The following is a 15,814-nucleotide window of genomic DNA, read 5'->3' as shown; positions in this document are numbered from 1 at the left end:
ATAGATTTGTTTGTTAAAACACCTGAATGATCGAATCCCCGGATTCTTTCGACAGAATTTTGCTCTCCTCAGGATGCTTTCTGAACCAACTTGCCACATAAGGACAAGTGTCCACGATCTGGACCTGTTCACTTTTAGCAGTGCGAATGGCTTCTCGAACCAGAAGGTCCGCGATGTTCTGGCCCCGTGACTCCACAGGGACATATGTAGCGTAAAGATCATAGGAATTGTTCGGACCTCTACGATACAGGATATGAGCATCCCCGCCTTGGACATTTGTTACAAATCGCTGCCCGGCCAGATCATGACGAATGTTCATTTCACCACTCCTTCATACATTCTCCATAATGCTTAGGTCCGCTATTTTTGAGCAAATTCCTTTTAGAAAGCTTGTCAAATATCTCAGAGCTGGATTGCGGCTCACATCCAAATTCTGCTACCATTAACATATGTCAAAATCCATCGTGTGCCTTCCGGGATTTCTTTGCGACGATCGTCTTTGGAAACACCAAAGAGATATACTTGCCTCCCAAGATTGCAAGTTCTTGGACCTACGGCATTCTGAAAATCTGAACCAGATGCTGGAGCAGATAGAGCAATCCTTTACCACTCCGCTGACACTCATTGGATTTTCCATGGGGGCCTATGTCGCGCAAGTGTTCGCCACCCGCTTCCCCCACCGGGTGGAAGAATTAATTCTGATTGGCGCCACCGGCTGTCCTTTTAGCGACAGCGAATTCAAGGCCCGCGTGCAAACCGCCAACACCTTAAAAAAAGTAGCCTTTGGTGGCCTAAGCCCCAAAGCACTTAAACACTACATCCACGAAGACGCGCTAAACAACGAAGCGATCCGAAACCAAATTCTGGAAATGGCGGCGGGAAATAATACCGAGATGTATCTGAATCAACTCAACGCCACACTCCACCGCATGGATCTAAAAATGTCCCTGAATTCCCTGCGCTTCCCGATCACTTTAATCGGCGCAGCCCAGGACCAAATCACCCCATTAGAAAAAGTAGAAGCCTTCCAACGTGCTATCCCCCGCTCCACCCTCTACATCATCGAAGGCTCCGGCCACTTCATCCCCCTGGAAAAACCAGAAGAACTCAACGCCATCCTAATGGCAGCACTCGCGCTGAACTGACTTAAATCTTCATGCCTTCCTTAAGTATCTTGAAAAGACTTTTCAAAGCTGTCGTGGGATTCTTCTCTCCCATAGCGCGATAAAATGAATCCAAAACAAAATGAGCGACGGCCTCGGCTTCAATCGGTGCCATCTTCTTTTTAGATTCCTTCTTAATAAGCTGGGCCAGTGCTTTTTCATGGCGCATCCACATTTGCTTTGAATAAAGACTAAGCTCTGGCGTGCTTTCGATCAGCTTCATGAAAGTCGCATACTGTTTTCTTTGCTCCCGACTGATTGATTCAATGCTGGCAAGTCCCATTTCCAACAAAGCGTCGGTTATGCTTTGCCCACGCTGGCGATTCAAAACCGCATTCAGGAGATCCTGTTCCATTTCTTTATCTTCATCAAAGACCAGGGATTCCTTTGTAGGAAAATAGTTGAACAGGGTTGGCACTGAAACCTGGGCACGCTCTGCGATCTCGGCCGTGGTGACATTGTTATAGCCACGTTCAATAAACAACTGTGTCGCCATATTTGAAATAGCTTTGCGGGTTTGCTTCTTTTTAAGCTCTCGTAATCCCATATTTACACGCCCCCAGGTCCTCGCCGCGATTTTACGGCCTTTTCACATTATTTTAGTCCATAAAATATTTAAGTCACTATAAGTTTAATGCATTGTGGCGTATTATAGGTACAGATAAAGGAACTTATATGCCTAATACAACTCATACTCCCATCGCAATCATCGGTGCCGGCCTTGGTGGTTTAACCTTAGCCCGCGTCCTGCACATTCACGGGATCAAATCGGTCGTCTATGAAGCCGAGGTCTCCGCAAACGCAAGAACCCAGGGTGGCATGCTGGACATTCATGATCACAACGGTCAGCTCGCATTAAAAGATGCTGGAATTCACGATAAGTTTTTGGAGTTGATAATGCCGGGGGGACAATCTTCCCGCGTGCTGGATAAAAATGGAAACGTTCTGCTGGATAGTCCCGATGACGGCACCGGCGGCCGCCCCGAAGTAAAACGCGGCGAGCTTCGCCGTATTCTGCTTGAATCCCTGCCTGAGGGCACCGTGGTTTGGGGACACAAAATTTCAAGCATCACCCCACTGGGACAGGGTAAGCACCAGTTAAACTTTGCAAACGGAACAACAATCACTACAGATTTGCTGGTCGGCGCGGAAGGCGCATGGTCAAAAGTTCGCCCCTTACTTCGCGACGTGAAGCCCACCTACAGCGGAACCGCATTCATCGAAACCTATCTTCACGACGCAGACACGCGCCACCCGGCCAGCGCAAAAGCCGTAGGTTCAGGCTCCCTTTTCGCCATCATCGAAGGCAAAGGCATCTTAGCCCACCGCGAACCCAACGCCGTACTGCACACTTACGTAGCTTTAAACAAACCCGCAGAGTGGTTTAACAACATAGACTTCACAAACAAAGCTCAAGCCCTAACAACAATAGCCAACGAATTCCAAAACTGGGCCCCAGAATTAAAAGCCCTGATCACCGACGGAGAATCAACTCCTGTAGCCCGCCCACTTTACACTCTACCAACAAACTACGAATGGCCCAGAGTCTCCGGTGTAACCCTGATCGGAGACGCCGCTCACCTAATGCTCCCCTCAGGCGAAGGCGCAAACCTAGCCATGCTAGACGGAGCCGAATTAGGAAAAGCCATAGCAGCAAATCCAAACAACATCGAAGCCGCCCTAGAAACCTACGAAAAAGACCTATTCCCCCGAAGCCAAACCGAAACCAAAGAAGCCCAAAGAATCCACGAAATCCTATTCGGCCCCAACGCCCCCCAAAGCCTACTAAACTTCTTCAGAGAAGTTTGAAAAAAGAAGTTTTGAACAAAGAAATTTTGAAGGAGCCGAGGAGAGCTGACTCGGATACGGCGGATTTGGGATGGATGTGCAGCGACCTCCGTGGGCGCCACGACGGCGCGCACCCGTCCCGCCGCAGCTTTAGCGAAGGAGGACGGGCCACGGCTGAGCCCGGATGGCGTGTCGCGGAACAGCCACCCCAAAAAAGACGAAGCCGAGGCAGATCTCCTCGGCTCCTTCAATCCCCGATTTTACAAACGAATTTAAATTTTATAAACCCGAGCCTCAAAAGGACGAAGCTTCAATTCGTGCTCAACCCCATGCTCCGTCACCGTCATATTGGAAAGCAAAAGCAATTCAGGCTGAACAACCAAAGCCCCAAGATCACAACGAGCCTCATTCCGAGTCATGTTAGCAACAACAAGATACTTCTCGGAACCCAACGTACGGGTATAAGCAAAAACATCTTTGTTATCAGCAGCCACTAGATCAAACGAGCCGTAAATCAAACCTTCATGCTGACGGCGCAAACGAATCAATCGGCGGTAATAGTTCAAAATCGATTCAGGATCTTCCATCTGCGCAGCCACATTGATCTGCTTAAAGTTAGGATTCGTTTTTAACCAAGGCGTACCAGTCGTGAAACCCGCATTGGCAGAGGAATCCCATTGCATCGGAGTGCGCGCATTATCACGGGATGTGTGATTCAACTCGGCAGTAATATCCGCATCGCTGCGGCCTTCTTTACGCTTCATCACGAAATAGTTTTTTGCCGACACGTCGTTAAAATCTTCAGGTCCGTTGAAATGACTGTTGGTCATTCCGATTTCCTGTCCCTGATAAATAAACGGAGTCCCCTGCATCAGGAAGTACATCGTGGCAATAGAAGTACTGCACTCACGCCAGAAGTTTTTGTTGTCGCCCCACTTGGAGTTGATGCGGGGAACGTCGTGATTTTCCACGAACAGTGCATTCCAACCGATATTCTCCAAACCTTTTTGCCAGTTATTAAACACGCGTTTTAAATCCGCCATGTTAAAGCGTTGATCGGGATTGGTATCCCACAAGCCGACGTGTTCAAACTGAATCAGCATGTTCATGCGTTTTCTGGATTCCCCCACCCACTCTTCCGCCTGCTGGGCGTTTACACCATTGGCCTCACCGACAGTCATGATGTCGTAGTGATTAAAAGTGTTCTGAGCCATGTCCTGAACATAGTCCAAAACTCCCGGGATATTCATGTGTTTGGAATAAGAAGGAACGTATTCAAGATTCTTAGGATTTGGCATATCCGCCAACCCTGGTTCTTTGCGCGTGTGACTGAAAGCATCGATACGGAAGCCGTCAATGCCACGGTCCAACCACCAGCGAATCATGTCATAGACCGCCTGGCGCATGTCTTTGTTTTCCCAATTAAGGTCCGGCTGTTTCGCAGAGAAAATATGCATGAACCATTGTTTGGTCAGCTCGTCATACTTCCAGGCAGAGCCACTGAAAATACTTTCCCAGTTATTGGGCTCTTTGCCGTCTTTGCCATCACGCCAGATGTACCAGTCGCGTTTCTTGTTGTCTTTAGAAGAGCGGGATTCAATGAACCAAGGATGCTCGTCGCTGGTATGATTGACGACCAAATCCAAAATCAGGCGAATGCCGCGTGCGTGGCACTCTTTCAGAAGCAAATCGAAATCAGCCATGGAGCCGAACTCTTCATGAATGGCTTGATAGTCACTGATGTCGTAACCGTTGTCGTCCATCGGTGATTTAAACATTGGACAGATCCAAATGACATCAATGCCCAGGTGTTTCAAATAATCCAGTTTTGAAATCAGACCTTGAAGATCCCCGATCCCGTCGCCATTGGAATCTTTAAATGAGCGAGGGTAAACTTGATATACGACGGATTCTTTCCACCAGATTTTTTTGGGCGCCAAAGCAGTTGTCATAGCAGGTCCTTGTTCAACGATGTTGTACAAGGACATTTATAGTTTCAATTTTTATTGAAGTCCAAGCGAATGCAGCGAATTACCGTTTATCTTCAGGGCAAAAGTTATAAAGCAGACTGCCACCCTGAACGCGGGATTTAAGCTTGGCGTAGTCTTCGCGGGTCAGCTGAGCACAACCCTCGCTAAGATCGATAAATCCCCACTTGCGCTGAATCAGGGCACGCTCGGAAGCGGTTTTATTTGGATGAAACACCACTGCGCGAGCACGGGAACTGATGTTTCGGGGCTCAAGACCATCCATATACAAAGCTGATCCAAACGAGGAGTTGCGGTTTTCATTTTGCACCACCAAAAATCCCGGTGGAGTCGCCTTGGAACCGGTTGCCCCAGAGCACTTATAAACATGGGGCCCTTCACCGCTGCCAATGCCATGAGCAACCTTGTAGCGTTCCACTTTACCTAAAAACACATAAACCACGAACATTCGCTCGCGATTACTGTCTTGAGTAAAATCGTTGATCACCACAACGCTGCGGTTGTTCAAAAGTTTTTCCAGTCTGGTGCGATTACCTTGCAGGAACTCCACAGTTCTTTCGATTGCCACATCCGGAATATCTGATTCGCGGGATGCCACCTGTTCAAAACGTTTCACATAGAAACTCCAGCGGTCTTCCTTATTGGGAAAAACTCCCGCAACAGCGGAACAGCCAGAAATAGCAACCAAGCCTGGAATCAGAAAACGAATCACTTTTTTAAACATGGGGTGCTATTACAAAGCGCAGGTAATAAATTCAACATACTATCTATGTTGCGCCGCACATTTAATGTTTAAGGAGTAAATCCTTGAACAAATTGCAGGGCTCAGCGATCTATGGGGCACTTCGGAGGGGATTATGAAGTTAACGGTATTTTTAAGCGCCTTATTTTTTTCCTTAAACCTTTTTGCGGCAAACTGGACAGAGGACTTTGAAGCTCTTAAATCAGTTCCCCGCAGCTATGAAGATTCCGGTGCTATTTGCGAAGAAATCGCGCGCCTGGATGTTAGAAAACAGTTCCCTGCTCCTCAATACGTGGTTGAAGTTGGTATAGCTTATGGCGACACGACTCGCACTATCGGTGAACTTGATATCGTGGTTTTCGATCTTCAATCTCAAAAGGTCATCCGCATCGGTGAAGTAAAATGCTGGAAAAGCCTGAGCGGCGGTTTGCAAAAAGCCCTGGATCAGCGCAATCGCTTTACTAAAGTGATCCGCTCCAACGCCACAGTATATTTCAAATCCACTTCAACAGGTCAGATGTACGATCAGGCTTGGTTTGAAGGAATCAAGGACTTCATCACTATCGGCCAATTAGGCAGTGTTAGCGAAGGTTACGACCAAGAGCTTGGCTACACTTTGCGTGAACTGCATGAATTCAGTGCTGACATGCGCGATTGTCAAAAAGAAGGCGTTTGCGCCAAGCCCTAAGGTACGATCCCTGATTTATTTCTAACGCTCAAAGTTTCGCTCCCGGAGTATTCTGGGAGCAACCAAAGGAGTCGTTATGAAAGTCAAAGATATCATGCGCCCTCGTGCCGACGTCATCGATGCAAGTCGAACAGTTCAAGAGGCCGCTTTAATGATGCAAAAGAACAACTATGGCTCCTTGCCGGTCAGTCGTGATGACAAGATGGTTGGTATGATCACGGATCGTGATATCACGATTCGCGTGGTGGCTGACGGTCTGGATCCCAAAACAACCCGTGTTGAACAATGTATGAGTCAGGGCATTCACTATTGCTTTGATGATGAGGATCTTGCAGTCGCTGCTCAACAAATGATCCGCAGTAAAATTCGTCGCATTCCCGTCGTTAACAAATCAAAACGCCTGGTTGGAATGCTAAGCCTGGGCGACATCGCCACCCGCGGACAGAATAAAAACATTTCCCATGATCTGCTATCCCATGTGGCGCAGGTGTGACCATGAACAAAGATACATTCACGGGTGACTGGAAAATTCTGAAAGGAAAGATCAAAAGTGCGTGGGGTCGGTTTACAGATGATGAAATCGAAACCATGCAGGGTGATCTGACCAAGTTGGAAGGCCAACTCCAAAGGACCTATGGACTCTCTCAGGAAGAGGCCGCAAAAAAGTATTTGGAGTTTAAGAACTCACTGACTGATACGGATCCGGATCAAAACCTGGGTGAAGAGCAGGTCAATCACACCAGCCTGGAAAGTGACATCCATCCTCCCAAAGAAGACCGTCACTGATCAAACTGCGGGCCGAAACTAAGAAGCGGCCCGGCGGTGGGAATAGACGATGTCTTTTAAAGCCAAGAAGGCCTGTTTATTAAAAGGTTGTCCCAAAGTGACTTCCATATAATGAATGGCTTCCTCTGGCGACATCGAGGGATGTTCTCCGGTAGAGTCGTGCAACAACTCCATGAAATAATTTGCAACCGCCACAATACGTGCAAGCGGATTCATTTTGATGTCACGAATGCGACGAGGGTAACCCATACCCAATGCGTTTTCATGATGCTCAAGAATAATTGCCAGAACATCGGAAGGTATCTCCCGCAACTCCTGAAGCATCTCGACACCTCTCATGGTGTGTGATTCATAGTGAGTTGTTTCCTCGATCGTGCGATCTGCACGGGGCTTTTTTAGAACTGCATCCGGAATCTCTTTCATTCCGATGTCATGTAAAAGCGCACCCAACGCGACCTTTTCCAAAGTCGGCTTGGAGTGAATTTCCATTTTTTCGCATATCAATAAAGACACCGCCGCAGTCGCCATGCCGTGAGAGGCACTGTCTTTTGGAAGTTTGCTTAAAAGATCCAAAAGTTTATCCACTTCTGAAACCTGGGAAACAGTGTCTTTGATAAATCCTGAAAGTTGTTTTACTCGCTCGTAGGATCCCAGAACGATTTTGCGCTCGACCAGATCATTGATCGCAGAATCCGCCAAACCGGTAATCAGGTTTAATTTTAAATTCGTGGGTACTTGCGCTTTGCTGACCGCGGTTTTGGCCAGGGCAAGATTGAACTGAATAACAGTGTCATAGTCAGATCCACGCACATAAAGCTCTGCCTTCTTTTGCGCAGTCATGTGCAAGCTTTGAAAATTACTTTTCTCACCTTTTTTACCGACCAAAAGATACTGACCGGAAGGGAGTCTTGTATAAACGTCTGCAGGAAGTGGAAAGTTCTCAGTAAAGAGCTCTACCCCTACCATAATCATTTTTGGCTGAGGATCTGTCATTCCTCAATTGTACCCTGAGCTTTAGGGAATGAACATGAGTCTACTCTTAGCCCGGACCTAAGCCATGCCAAATCTTAGTCTGAGACGGTGTAAAGCCCGACCTATAGCGATAGGACCTTTTAGAATTGAATGTGAGGCCCACTCTGTCCGATACATCCTCCATGAAAAAAATGATCACCGCACTTGTTGCCCTAAGCACAAGCATGCCGATCACTGCGCAAGCTGACGAGGTCCTTTCCGGTATTACAGTTCAAGGTGAAGCTGCTTTTGAATACAACTTTATGTCTTCGGGAAATAACCCGTACCCGGCATCCTCGGGAGCGTTGGACGAACAATTTCGTTTCAACAGTGCCCAGGTCATTTTGAAAAAGGAAACCGACCAGTTGTCCTTTTATGCGCGCCTGATGTACATGCCCATTGAAGTCACCACTCCCAGTGGCACCAGTAAAAACAGCTTCGGCACTCTTGATCAATTAGAGATTTACTACAAGTTGGATGCTGCCTGGTCTTTGGGGTTTGGGCGCCTGTGCTCAACCCTGGGTTTTGAATCAGCAATGCGTGCTGAGAATATTTTTTATCAAAACACTGTCGCCTATCAAGGCATCGTGCCTGGATACAATGAAGGCGTAAGGGTTAAATACAATCCCGGCGAGTGGCTTGCGGTGACGTTAAGTTCTTACAATCGCAGCGCCTACAATCAATACGGCGATGATATGGCTTCCACGAAAACCAGCGAGCTTTCCGCAACGGGAATTGCCGGAAGATTTTTGTGGTTCGCAGGTTATTATACAGGAAAAGATGCTTCCACACTTATACCGGGCACCAGTGTTGCGAAATCCACCGCCAACATTTGGACAACCTACAAATTTAGTGACGAGTTCACTGGCTCTGTAACTTATGACTCCCGTTCACAGACACCTGATGGCGCCAGCGAAAGCTATACCCAATCCTTGTCAGCGCAGTTTGCATACTCAATGGGCCGACACACATTTGGTCTGCGCTATGAAAATATTCTGGGAGCTGGAGAGTTGGACAACCTGAATGGGACCACGGATGCTTTCTATCCTGGAGCTGACAAGGTTGAGGTTTGGTCGCTTGGCGATAAATACAAGCTTACTGACAACTTAAATGGCTACTTGGAATTTCGTCAGGATCAGGCAGATCAGGAAATCATGAAGAAGTCTGATGGCACGCCCACGGATCGTTCGACGATGATCACTCTGGGCGCTATTGCTTACTTTTAAACTACTGCTTTTCGATCAAAAAAGTTTCTTTCAAAGGTTGTTTTCCTTCGACTGTGATTTCAGAAGTCTCGGAGTTGATAACCTTTGAAACCACGGCCTCGCCGACTTTTTCAGTACGGCAAAGTTTGACTTTGGGACCTTCGCAAATCTCTTCCATCAGGCTTACGCGATCACCGGCTTTGGCTCCGCGCAATTGCACTTCTGCTTTCTGGGAATCGATTTTCGAGGTGATTCTGCCTGGCACGCTGGCTGAGGCTGAAACGGTGATCAAACAAGATAGAATCGATAGAGTCATGAATTTCATAATTTCCTCACAATTTGCGTGGCTTATAATGCCTTGGGAGTTGCAAGTTGCCTGCCGTCTTTAAAACAAATAAAGGGGGCTTTTGCCCCTCTAGTACCTGTTAAAAAATCGACAGATGACGATATTTAACCCTGATTACTGCAGGCTCTCGACTGCTGGCTTTAGGAAGTCATAAAGCTTCAAGGCAATCGTATAAACACCCACCGAGTTACAGAAAATGCTTCCACGGCTGGTTACACCAAACAACTGGTATTTTCCTTCATGAAGAACAAACGCCGGTCCACCGGAATCACCACCACACGTCCCTGCTTTTTCCTCGTTCAAACGCAATTCTGTTTCCGAGAAAGTCGCAATCGGAGCACTGGCCCAACGCAACTGCCCTTCGCCAGAAATCTTAAGATAGACACAACCTTGTTCGTCACAGATTGCTTCTTCGCCAAACTTCAATGGCTCACCAGCTTGAACATGTCGGGATTCAACCAGGTTCACACCGTAACCAGCAACATAAGCCGTAACACCCGGTTGCAAAACAGTCAGGTCACGCAAGAATTCAGCAGGTGTGAATCCTTCTGGAGCTTCACCTTTGAATTTAACAACAGCCATGTCATGCCAGTCGTCTTCTTTTTCTTCGTTCTTTTGCAGATCCCAAAGAGGGTGAACTTTGATGTCACTGACGTTATGAACATAAGCTTCGCGAACATCAGGCTCACGCGCCCCCAGATACTCATCAATGTTCAGACCGAATACCACTTTGATATCTCTTTTTTGTCCTGAAACACAGTGTGCTGCTGTTAGCACGATTTGCGGAGCGATTAGAGTGCCTGTGCAAATCGCATTCGTATCGACGTTATAAACGGATACCATGTGAGGAGCGATAGCATCTGACTCCTGGACCTCAGTCCCGTTGATGATACGGGCGCCAGTGGAGTTGATCGAGTGACCGGGATTGATCGAGCAGGAAACCATTGTTCCCAAAGATAGAACTGCAATTAAAAATCGAGACACGGCCGCCCCTCCTGAATGTTTGCGCCCTATATATGAAGGGATCGAACAAACGGCAATGAAAATCGAAAAAAAGCAGATCCAACCCAGAACGACAGTTGTACCGTCACACAGAGCAGCCTACACTTATAACCATGAAAAACTTTTATCAAGATGGGCCCAGCCTAACGAACACTTTCCAGTCCGATGTTCTTCTTCAAAAGTTCTTGAAAAAAATTCTCCCGGCAGACTGTCAAAAGCAGGTATTCACACACCTTGATCATTTGGGAAATCGCGCCGCGACCGACATGCTGGCATTTGCTGAAGATGCCGAAGCACATCCGCCCGTGCATGTGCCGTTTGATCCTTGGGGACGCAGAATCGACGACATCCGCGTGTCTGCAGGATGGAAGTCCTTGGAAAAAATCGCGGCAGAGGAAGGCATCGTTGCCACAGCATACGAACGCAAATACGGATCTTTCTCGCGTGTTTATCAGATGGCTTTGCTCTATCTGTATTCCCCAAGCTCGGCAATATTTTCATGCCCGCTAGCTATGACCGATGGCGCAGCCCGTGCTCTTGAACTTTATGGTACGCCCGAGCTGAAAGCCCGCGCAATTCCCCATCTGACTTCCCGTGACCCAAAAAACTTTTGGACTGCAGGACAATGGATGACCGAAAGAACTGGTGGTTCTGACGTCAGTGGCACCTCGACAGATGCCCATGCTTTTACCGGTGAAAGCGGATTTGCTGCGACACACTCACTCCATGGAACCAAGTGGTTTACATCAGCGACGACTTCGCAAATGGCCTTAACATTGGCGCGACCGGATGGCGCTGCCGCAGGTTCAAAAGGTTTAAGCCTGTTCTATTTGGAATTGCGCAATGACCAGGAACAATTGAACCATATTCAGATACATCGTCTTAAAGACAAATTGGGAACCAAGGCTTTACCCACTGCAGAGTTAAGTTTGCAAGGTACTCCGGCAAGACTGGTCGGCGGCGAAGGTGACGGTATCAAAAAAATCGCAAGCGTTCTGAATATCACACGTATTTATAATTCGATTTGTGCTTTGGGACATGCCCGTCGCGCTTTGGATTTGGCGCAAAGTTATTCGCGTAAAAGAAAAGCCTTTGGAAAACTTTTGATTGATCATCCTTTGCATCAGGAAACATTACGCTGGCTGGAAGACGATTTCCGCCGCTGCTTTGCTTTTAGTTTTCACATCGCTCACCTTTTAGGGAAAGACGAAGTCGGAGAGATTAACGCCAAAGAGCGCATACTTTTGCGAACGCTGACTCCGGTTCTTAAACTTTACACTGCGAAAAAAGCCATCAATACCTCCAGCGAAGTCGTCGAAATGTTCGGTGGTGCGGGTTATGTCGAGGACACAGGTCTTCCGCGTTTGATTCGCGATGCCCAGGTGTTTTCAATCTGGGAAGGCACGACGAACGTGCTTTCTTTGGATATGTTAAGAGCTTTTGAAAAAGAGCAATCCCTGCCGGTATTGCTGGAGTATCTGAAATCCACAAAAGCATTCAAGAGTTCTGTTCCGGCCTTCATGGCCAAATGGAATGAGTTTGAAACGCTGATCGGTACACTGCAAAAATCAGCAACAGAAGAATGGGAGCGACACGCGCGACAGCTTGCCCTGCTTACCGGGGATTTAATGAGTGAATCCCTGATAACTGAATACGAGCTTTAAGAACATAAATAAAAAGGCCGTTGAGATCATCAACGGCCTTTTTTCTTTTGCATTTACTGGAGTTCTATTGGAACGCCATTGGTTGCATCAGAGGAATTGAATCCCCAGGCATAACATCCCCGGGATTGTTTCCGATTACGATACCACGGATTTTCGAGTGGCGAGTTCTTGGATCAAACTTCGGAATCATATCTGATCCCGGCATTTTATCCGATGGAACCCATTTGCCATCCGCATCTGTAACCCACTGTTTGTAGTACATAGAGATTCTAGTACCCTCAACCAGGAAGTCGATCAGAACGCCCGGACCAGCCAGTGCGATCGCTGCCTGATAAGTGAATGGATTTGTCGCCATACCCTCACCAAACTGACCGTATGCCAGAGAGAACGCTTTTGGATTACCCGTCATATTGCGACTCATGTCCTGAAGGGCACGCCACATTTTAGACATACCGGCAATTGTTAGATTGCGTTGCTTGATTTGGCAGCCTGCGAACTTGCAGATGTCCCAAGGATCTCCGCCACGATCGAAGTACTGATCATGCAATTTAAGCCCCAGTGCCGTAAATTGATTTTCGCTCAAACGTTGTCCTGCCGTCATCAGACGAAGAGTGTTATCCTCACCCATTTTGGCGTTGAACTCGACACCTGTGTAACCCAATGCGGAGTTATCCGGGATACCGATCATCAAACGTTTCAAGCCTGTTTTACGTACCAGCTCTTTTAAGCCCTTACGAAGTCTGTCGTCATTACTTGCTTCATGTCTGAAGGCGAAGCTGTAAGTACCGAACATACCCGTATAGACTTCTTTGTTATCCCAGTTTTCAAGCGTGTATTTTGCGCCTGTGAACATAAAGTCTTCTTCTCTATGTTTGAACCAGAATCTGGAGTCATCAGACTCGTTGTAAATACCGTAGTGAACACGTGCCGTATTTCTTTCAACATGTAAATCCGACGTCGTGAATGACTGAACGCGGCCTTTGCTGAACACGCGGTCCCAGATAATTGGAATCGCAAATGCTTTGCTGACAGTTGTACCCGTAGAAACAGTTCTGAATGTCAGAACTTTTGTCACAGGCGGCATTTCCACCAAGTTCGCTGGTTTGTTCGTAGCAAACTGTTCAGCTGCATACGAGTTACCACGAATCATATCTTCGTAAGCCTTGCGGCCCGTATCCGTACTCAAGTCAAACAGATACGAGAACCCGTCATCCGCTGAATTGAAGTAGTTTTTTCCGATCGACATAATCGACACGCTCGTAAAGATGGACAAGTTATCAAGTTTACCACTTGTCATTTTCACATAGGCCATATTATCGCCGACTTTTTCCACGTAAGTTTCCCAGGAACCGCGCGCCAACTTAGCGGTGCCAATCCCGACCGGACCAAATCCTGCGTTCGCAAGGAAGATCACGCCGCCGTAACTGACGTAAGTGATGCTGTCACCAGCGTCCCACGAGTTCAGGTCTGATGCATTCTTAGGAACTGACCAACGACCACCCATCGCTTTGGCTTTTTCCAAAGTGCTTGCATAGCGAGTTGATGCCGTTGCTTTACCCACGACAGGCAATACGCCTACGTATCCCCAGAAGTAGTCCAGCAATCCAGTGGCATTATCGAACCAGAATCTAACCTGAGCTCCGATACCCACTTCAATGCTGCCGTAAACTGTTTTTTGGAAACCGTCACGGTAGTCGCCTGTTTTCAAAATTTGTTGTGAAGGAACGTCGTATGCAACTCCCACAGCAGCTGGCTGAGGAATTTCATGAGGCGTCAAGTTCACAATGTACGTACCAAAATCGAAAGCCAAATGGAACAGAGGTTCAAGTTTTGCTTTGAATCTGTTTTTCTTTTCTTTCTTTTCCCCAGTAGAGGTGGAAGTGCTTGAGCTGCTTTCAGTTGAAGTGCTCTCGGTACTTGTGGAAGTACTGCTGCTTGAAGACGAAGAGCTGCTACTGCTGCTAGACGTGCTCGTTGTATCCGGATCATCTCCGCGAGTACCCGTTCGTCCTGTGTTCGTCTCAGTCACACCTGTGGAAGATGTAGATGGCGAACCGTTTGTTGACGTTGAAGGATTGCCGTCTGTCGAAGTTGATGGAGTTCCGTTAGTAGCTTCTGTTCCATAGGATGAAGAAGTCCCGTAGGAGGACGACGTTCCATAAGAAGAAGATGTGCCGTAGGAAGAAGATGTCCCATATGACGACGAAGTTCCGTAGTCGCCTTTGGATCCACGCTCACCATGATCGCCCTTGTGTCCGCGTTCGCCACGATCTCCATGATCGCCTTTATGGCCACGCTCACCACGATCCCCATGGTTGCCCTTATCCCCTTTGTCACCTTTATCGCCGTAGCTACCGCGTTCGCCGCGATCGCCTTTATCACCTTTGTCGCCGTGGTTACCACGGTCGCCACGATCACCGTGATTACCTTTGTCGCCTTTGTCACCGTGATTACCGCGATCGCCGTAGTTTCCTTTGTCGCCTTTATCACCGCGATTGCCGCGATCTCCATGATTACCCTTATCGCCTTTATCACCGTGATTGCCGCGATCGCCGTAATTACCCTTATCGCCTTTATCACCGTGATTGCCGCGATCCCCGTAATTACCCTTATCGCCTTTATCACCGTGATTGCCGCGATCCCCGTAATTACCCTTATCGCCTTTATCACCGTGATTGCCGCGATCGCCGAAATTTCCTTTATCGCCTTTATCACCGCGATTGCCGCGATCACCGAAATTACCTTTATCGCCTTTATCACCGTGATTGCCGCGATCGCCGTAGTTACCCTTGTCACCTTTGTCACCAAAGTTGCCACGATCGCCTAAGTTTCCTTTGTCGCCTTTGTCACCGCGATTACCGCGATCACCAAAGTTACCTTTGTCGCCGCCGAAGGTTGAACCTTTAGAACCCTTGTCGCCGTGATCACCACCAAACGTAGAACCCTTCGAACCTTTGTCTCCTTTGGTATCGAAGCCACCGCGTTCAGAACCGTAGTCACCACCAAAGGTAGAACCCTTGGAGCCTTTATCTCCCCCAAAAGTGGAGCCTTTCGATCCTTTGTCTCCTCCATAGGTATTTCCCTTCGAGCCGCCACTCGAAGGGCCTACGAATTCCTTGGGCAAGTCATTCCTGATGAATCCACCCTTTTCGATCTTCTTTTTTTGATTCACACCAATACGGATTTTTCCGTCTGGCGTGATGGCCACTGCATCCTTGGCCGTATCTTCTTGACCGGGATTTTCCTTCTCGTTTCGCAGCTGTTCCTTCACGCTGTCGGCAACTCTTGGTGGAGCTTGTAGCTGCGCCATTTGTGCCCATGTCGGATTTGCCAGTAACGAGATTCCCGCAACGAAAACTAATTTCTTACGTGATCTCATCGTTCCTCCAAATGTTGTTTCTCTCTCTCTCTCCGTAACATCACAGGCCTTC

The 15,814-nt window shown here is 47.8% G+C and carries 15 protein-coding genes; 7 read left to right on the top strand and 8 right to left on the bottom strand.

Annotated elements, in window-relative coordinates; genetic code table 11:
* Positions 1–13 precede the first annotated feature (13 nt).
* Positions 14–319: a GNAT family N-acetyltransferase gene (locus ACLWNV_RS03975; RefSeq protein WP_413586605.1), complete on the bottom strand. Its 306-nt coding sequence runs from the start codon at positions 317–319 to the stop codon at positions 14–16.
* Between the two features lie 130 nt (positions 320–449).
* Here ACLWNV_RS03975 and ACLWNV_RS03970 point away from each other — a divergent pair, with 130 nt between their 5' ends.
* A complete protein-coding gene (locus ACLWNV_RS03970) occupies positions 450–1,145 on the top strand; it encodes an alpha/beta fold hydrolase (protein WP_413586604.1) in 696 nt (231 codons plus the stop codon).
* Between the two features lies 1 nt (position 1,146).
* On the opposite strand, the gene ACLWNV_RS03965 is transcribed toward ACLWNV_RS03970, so the two are convergent.
* The gene (locus ACLWNV_RS03965; protein WP_413586603.1) at positions 1,147–1,710 is read right to left on the bottom strand and encodes a TetR/AcrR family transcriptional regulator; all 564 of its coding nucleotides are present in this window, start codon (positions 1,708–1,710) and stop codon (positions 1,147–1,149) included.
* Between the two features lie 128 nt (positions 1,711–1,838).
* Here ACLWNV_RS03965 and ACLWNV_RS03960 point away from each other — a divergent pair, with 128 nt between their 5' ends.
* Positions 1,839–2,972 (top strand): FAD-dependent oxidoreductase, encoded by a 1,134-nt coding sequence (locus ACLWNV_RS03960; protein ID WP_413586602.1) that lies wholly within the window; start codon positions 1,839–1,841, stop codon positions 2,970–2,972.
* 251 nt (positions 2,973–3,223) lie between these two features.
* Here the strand turns inward: ACLWNV_RS03960 and ACLWNV_RS03955 are convergent, their stop codons facing one another.
* Both ACLWNV_RS03955 and ACLWNV_RS03950 read right to left on the bottom strand, forming a co-directional pair.
* On the bottom strand, positions 3,224–4,939 hold the full coding sequence (locus ACLWNV_RS03955) for a glycoside hydrolase family 13 protein (protein ID WP_413586601.1): 1,716 nt from the start codon (positions 4,937–4,939) through the stop codon (positions 3,224–3,226).
* Between the two features lie 43 nt (positions 4,940–4,982).
* Positions 4,983–5,663 (bottom strand): murein L,D-transpeptidase catalytic domain-containing protein, encoded by a 681-nt coding sequence (locus ACLWNV_RS03950; protein WP_413586600.1) that lies wholly within the window; start codon positions 5,661–5,663, stop codon positions 4,983–4,985.
* 133 nt (positions 5,664–5,796) lie between these two features.
* Here ACLWNV_RS03950 and ACLWNV_RS03945 point away from each other — a divergent pair, with 133 nt between their 5' ends.
* From ACLWNV_RS03945 to ACLWNV_RS03935, 3 genes are all read left to right on the top strand, one after another.
* Positions 5,797–6,369, top strand: a complete 573-nt coding sequence (locus tag ACLWNV_RS03945) for a hypothetical protein (RefSeq protein ID WP_413586599.1) — start codon at positions 5,797–5,799, stop codon at positions 6,367–6,369.
* A gap of 76 nt (positions 6,370–6,445) precedes the next feature.
* On the top strand, positions 6,446–6,862 hold the full coding sequence (locus ACLWNV_RS03940; protein ID WP_413586598.1) for a CBS domain-containing protein: 417 nt from the start codon (positions 6,446–6,448) through the stop codon (positions 6,860–6,862).
* A gap of 2 nt (positions 6,863–6,864) precedes the next feature.
* Complete coding sequence (locus ACLWNV_RS03935; protein WP_413586596.1) at positions 6,865–7,155, top strand: CsbD family protein; 291 nt, start codon at positions 6,865–6,867, stop codon at positions 7,153–7,155.
* 18 nt (positions 7,156–7,173) lie between these two features.
* Here the strand turns inward: ACLWNV_RS03935 and ACLWNV_RS03930 are convergent, their stop codons facing one another.
* Positions 7,174–8,148 (bottom strand): HD-GYP domain-containing protein, encoded by a 975-nt coding sequence (locus ACLWNV_RS03930; RefSeq protein WP_413586595.1) that lies wholly within the window; start codon positions 8,146–8,148, stop codon positions 7,174–7,176.
* Between the two features lie 161 nt (positions 8,149–8,309).
* On the opposite strand from ACLWNV_RS03930, the gene ACLWNV_RS03925 reads away from it, so the two are divergent.
* Entirely contained in the window at positions 8,310–9,392 is a 1,083-nt protein-coding gene (locus ACLWNV_RS03925) for an outer membrane beta-barrel protein (protein ID WP_413586594.1), read from the top strand.
* Position 9,393: 1 nt separating this feature from the next.
* Here the strand turns inward: ACLWNV_RS03925 and ACLWNV_RS03920 are convergent, their stop codons facing one another.
* Positions 9,394–9,696 carry a hypothetical protein gene (locus tag ACLWNV_RS03920; RefSeq protein WP_413586593.1) on the bottom strand — a complete coding sequence of 101 codons (303 nt, stop codon included), beginning with the start codon at positions 9,694–9,696 and terminating at the stop codon, positions 9,394–9,396.
* 135 nt (positions 9,697–9,831) lie between these two features.
* Entirely contained in the window at positions 9,832–10,701 is an 870-nt protein-coding gene (locus ACLWNV_RS03915) for a S1 family peptidase (protein WP_413586592.1), read from the bottom strand.
* 131 nt (positions 10,702–10,832) lie between these two features.
* Between ACLWNV_RS03915 and ACLWNV_RS03910 the strand changes: the two genes are divergently transcribed.
* Positions 10,833–12,383, top strand: coding sequence for an acyl-CoA dehydrogenase family protein (locus ACLWNV_RS03910; protein WP_413586591.1), 1,551 nt, complete (start codon positions 10,833–10,835; stop codon positions 12,381–12,383).
* A gap of 64 nt (positions 12,384–12,447) precedes the next feature.
* On the opposite strand, the gene ACLWNV_RS03905 is transcribed toward ACLWNV_RS03910, so the two are convergent.
* The gene (locus ACLWNV_RS03905) at positions 12,448–15,762 is read right to left on the bottom strand and encodes a hypothetical protein (protein WP_413586590.1); all 3,315 of its coding nucleotides are present in this window, start codon (positions 15,760–15,762) and stop codon (positions 12,448–12,450) included.
* Positions 15,763–15,814: the final 52 nt, after the last annotated feature.

Source organism: Bdellovibrio sp. HCB274 (assembly GCF_047306075.1).
Classification (GTDB): Bacteria; Bdellovibrionota; Bdellovibrionia; order Bdellovibrionales; family Bdellovibrionaceae; genus Bdellovibrio.
The sequence above is the reverse complement of the archived record's forward strand: the minus strand, read 5'-3'. Positions and strand labels throughout refer to the sequence as shown.

Bases quoted from the DNA above. Each gene is read 5' to 3' on its own strand.
- ACLWNV_RS03960 (WP_413586602.1), top strand. From the start codon at position 1,839: ATGCCTAATACAACTCATACTCCCATCGCAATCATCGGTGCCGGCCTT.
- ACLWNV_RS03920 (WP_413586593.1), bottom strand. From the start codon at position 9,696: ATGAAATTCATGACTCTATCGATTCTATCTTGTTTGATCACCGTTTCA.
- ACLWNV_RS03910 (WP_413586591.1), top strand. From the start codon at position 10,833: ATGAAAAACTTTTATCAAGATGGGCCCAGCCTAACGAACACTTTCCAG.
- ACLWNV_RS03925 (WP_413586594.1), top strand. From the start codon at position 8,310: ATGAAAAAAATGATCACCGCACTTGTTGCCCTAAGCACAAGCATGCCG.
- ACLWNV_RS03965 (WP_413586603.1), bottom strand. From the start codon at position 1,710: ATGGGATTACGAGAGCTTAAAAAGAAGCAAACCCGCAAAGCTATTTCA.
- ACLWNV_RS03950 (WP_413586600.1), bottom strand. From the start codon at position 5,663: ATGTTTAAAAAAGTGATTCGTTTTCTGATTCCAGGCTTGGTTGCTATT.
- ACLWNV_RS03975 (WP_413586605.1), bottom strand. From the start codon at position 319: ATGAACATTCGTCATGATCTGGCCGGGCAGCGATTTGTAACAAATGTC.
- ACLWNV_RS03935 (WP_413586596.1), top strand. From the start codon at position 6,865: ATGAACAAAGATACATTCACGGGTGACTGGAAAATTCTGAAAGGAAAG.
- ACLWNV_RS03940 (WP_413586598.1), top strand. From the start codon at position 6,446: ATGAAAGTCAAAGATATCATGCGCCCTCGTGCCGACGTCATCGATGCA.
- ACLWNV_RS03970 (WP_413586604.1), top strand. From the start codon at position 450: ATGTCAAAATCCATCGTGTGCCTTCCGGGATTTCTTTGCGACGATCGT.
- ACLWNV_RS03930 (WP_413586595.1), bottom strand. From the start codon at position 8,148: ATGACAGATCCTCAGCCAAAAATGATTATGGTAGGGGTAGAGCTCTTT.
- ACLWNV_RS03955 (WP_413586601.1), bottom strand. From the start codon at position 4,939: ATGTCCTTGTACAACATCGTTGAACAAGGACCTGCTATGACAACTGCT.
- ACLWNV_RS03905 (WP_413586590.1), bottom strand. From the start codon at position 15,762: ATGAGATCACGTAAGAAATTAGTTTTCGTTGCGGGAATCTCGTTACTG.
- ACLWNV_RS03945 (WP_413586599.1), top strand. From the start codon at position 5,797: ATGAAGTTAACGGTATTTTTAAGCGCCTTATTTTTTTCCTTAAACCTT.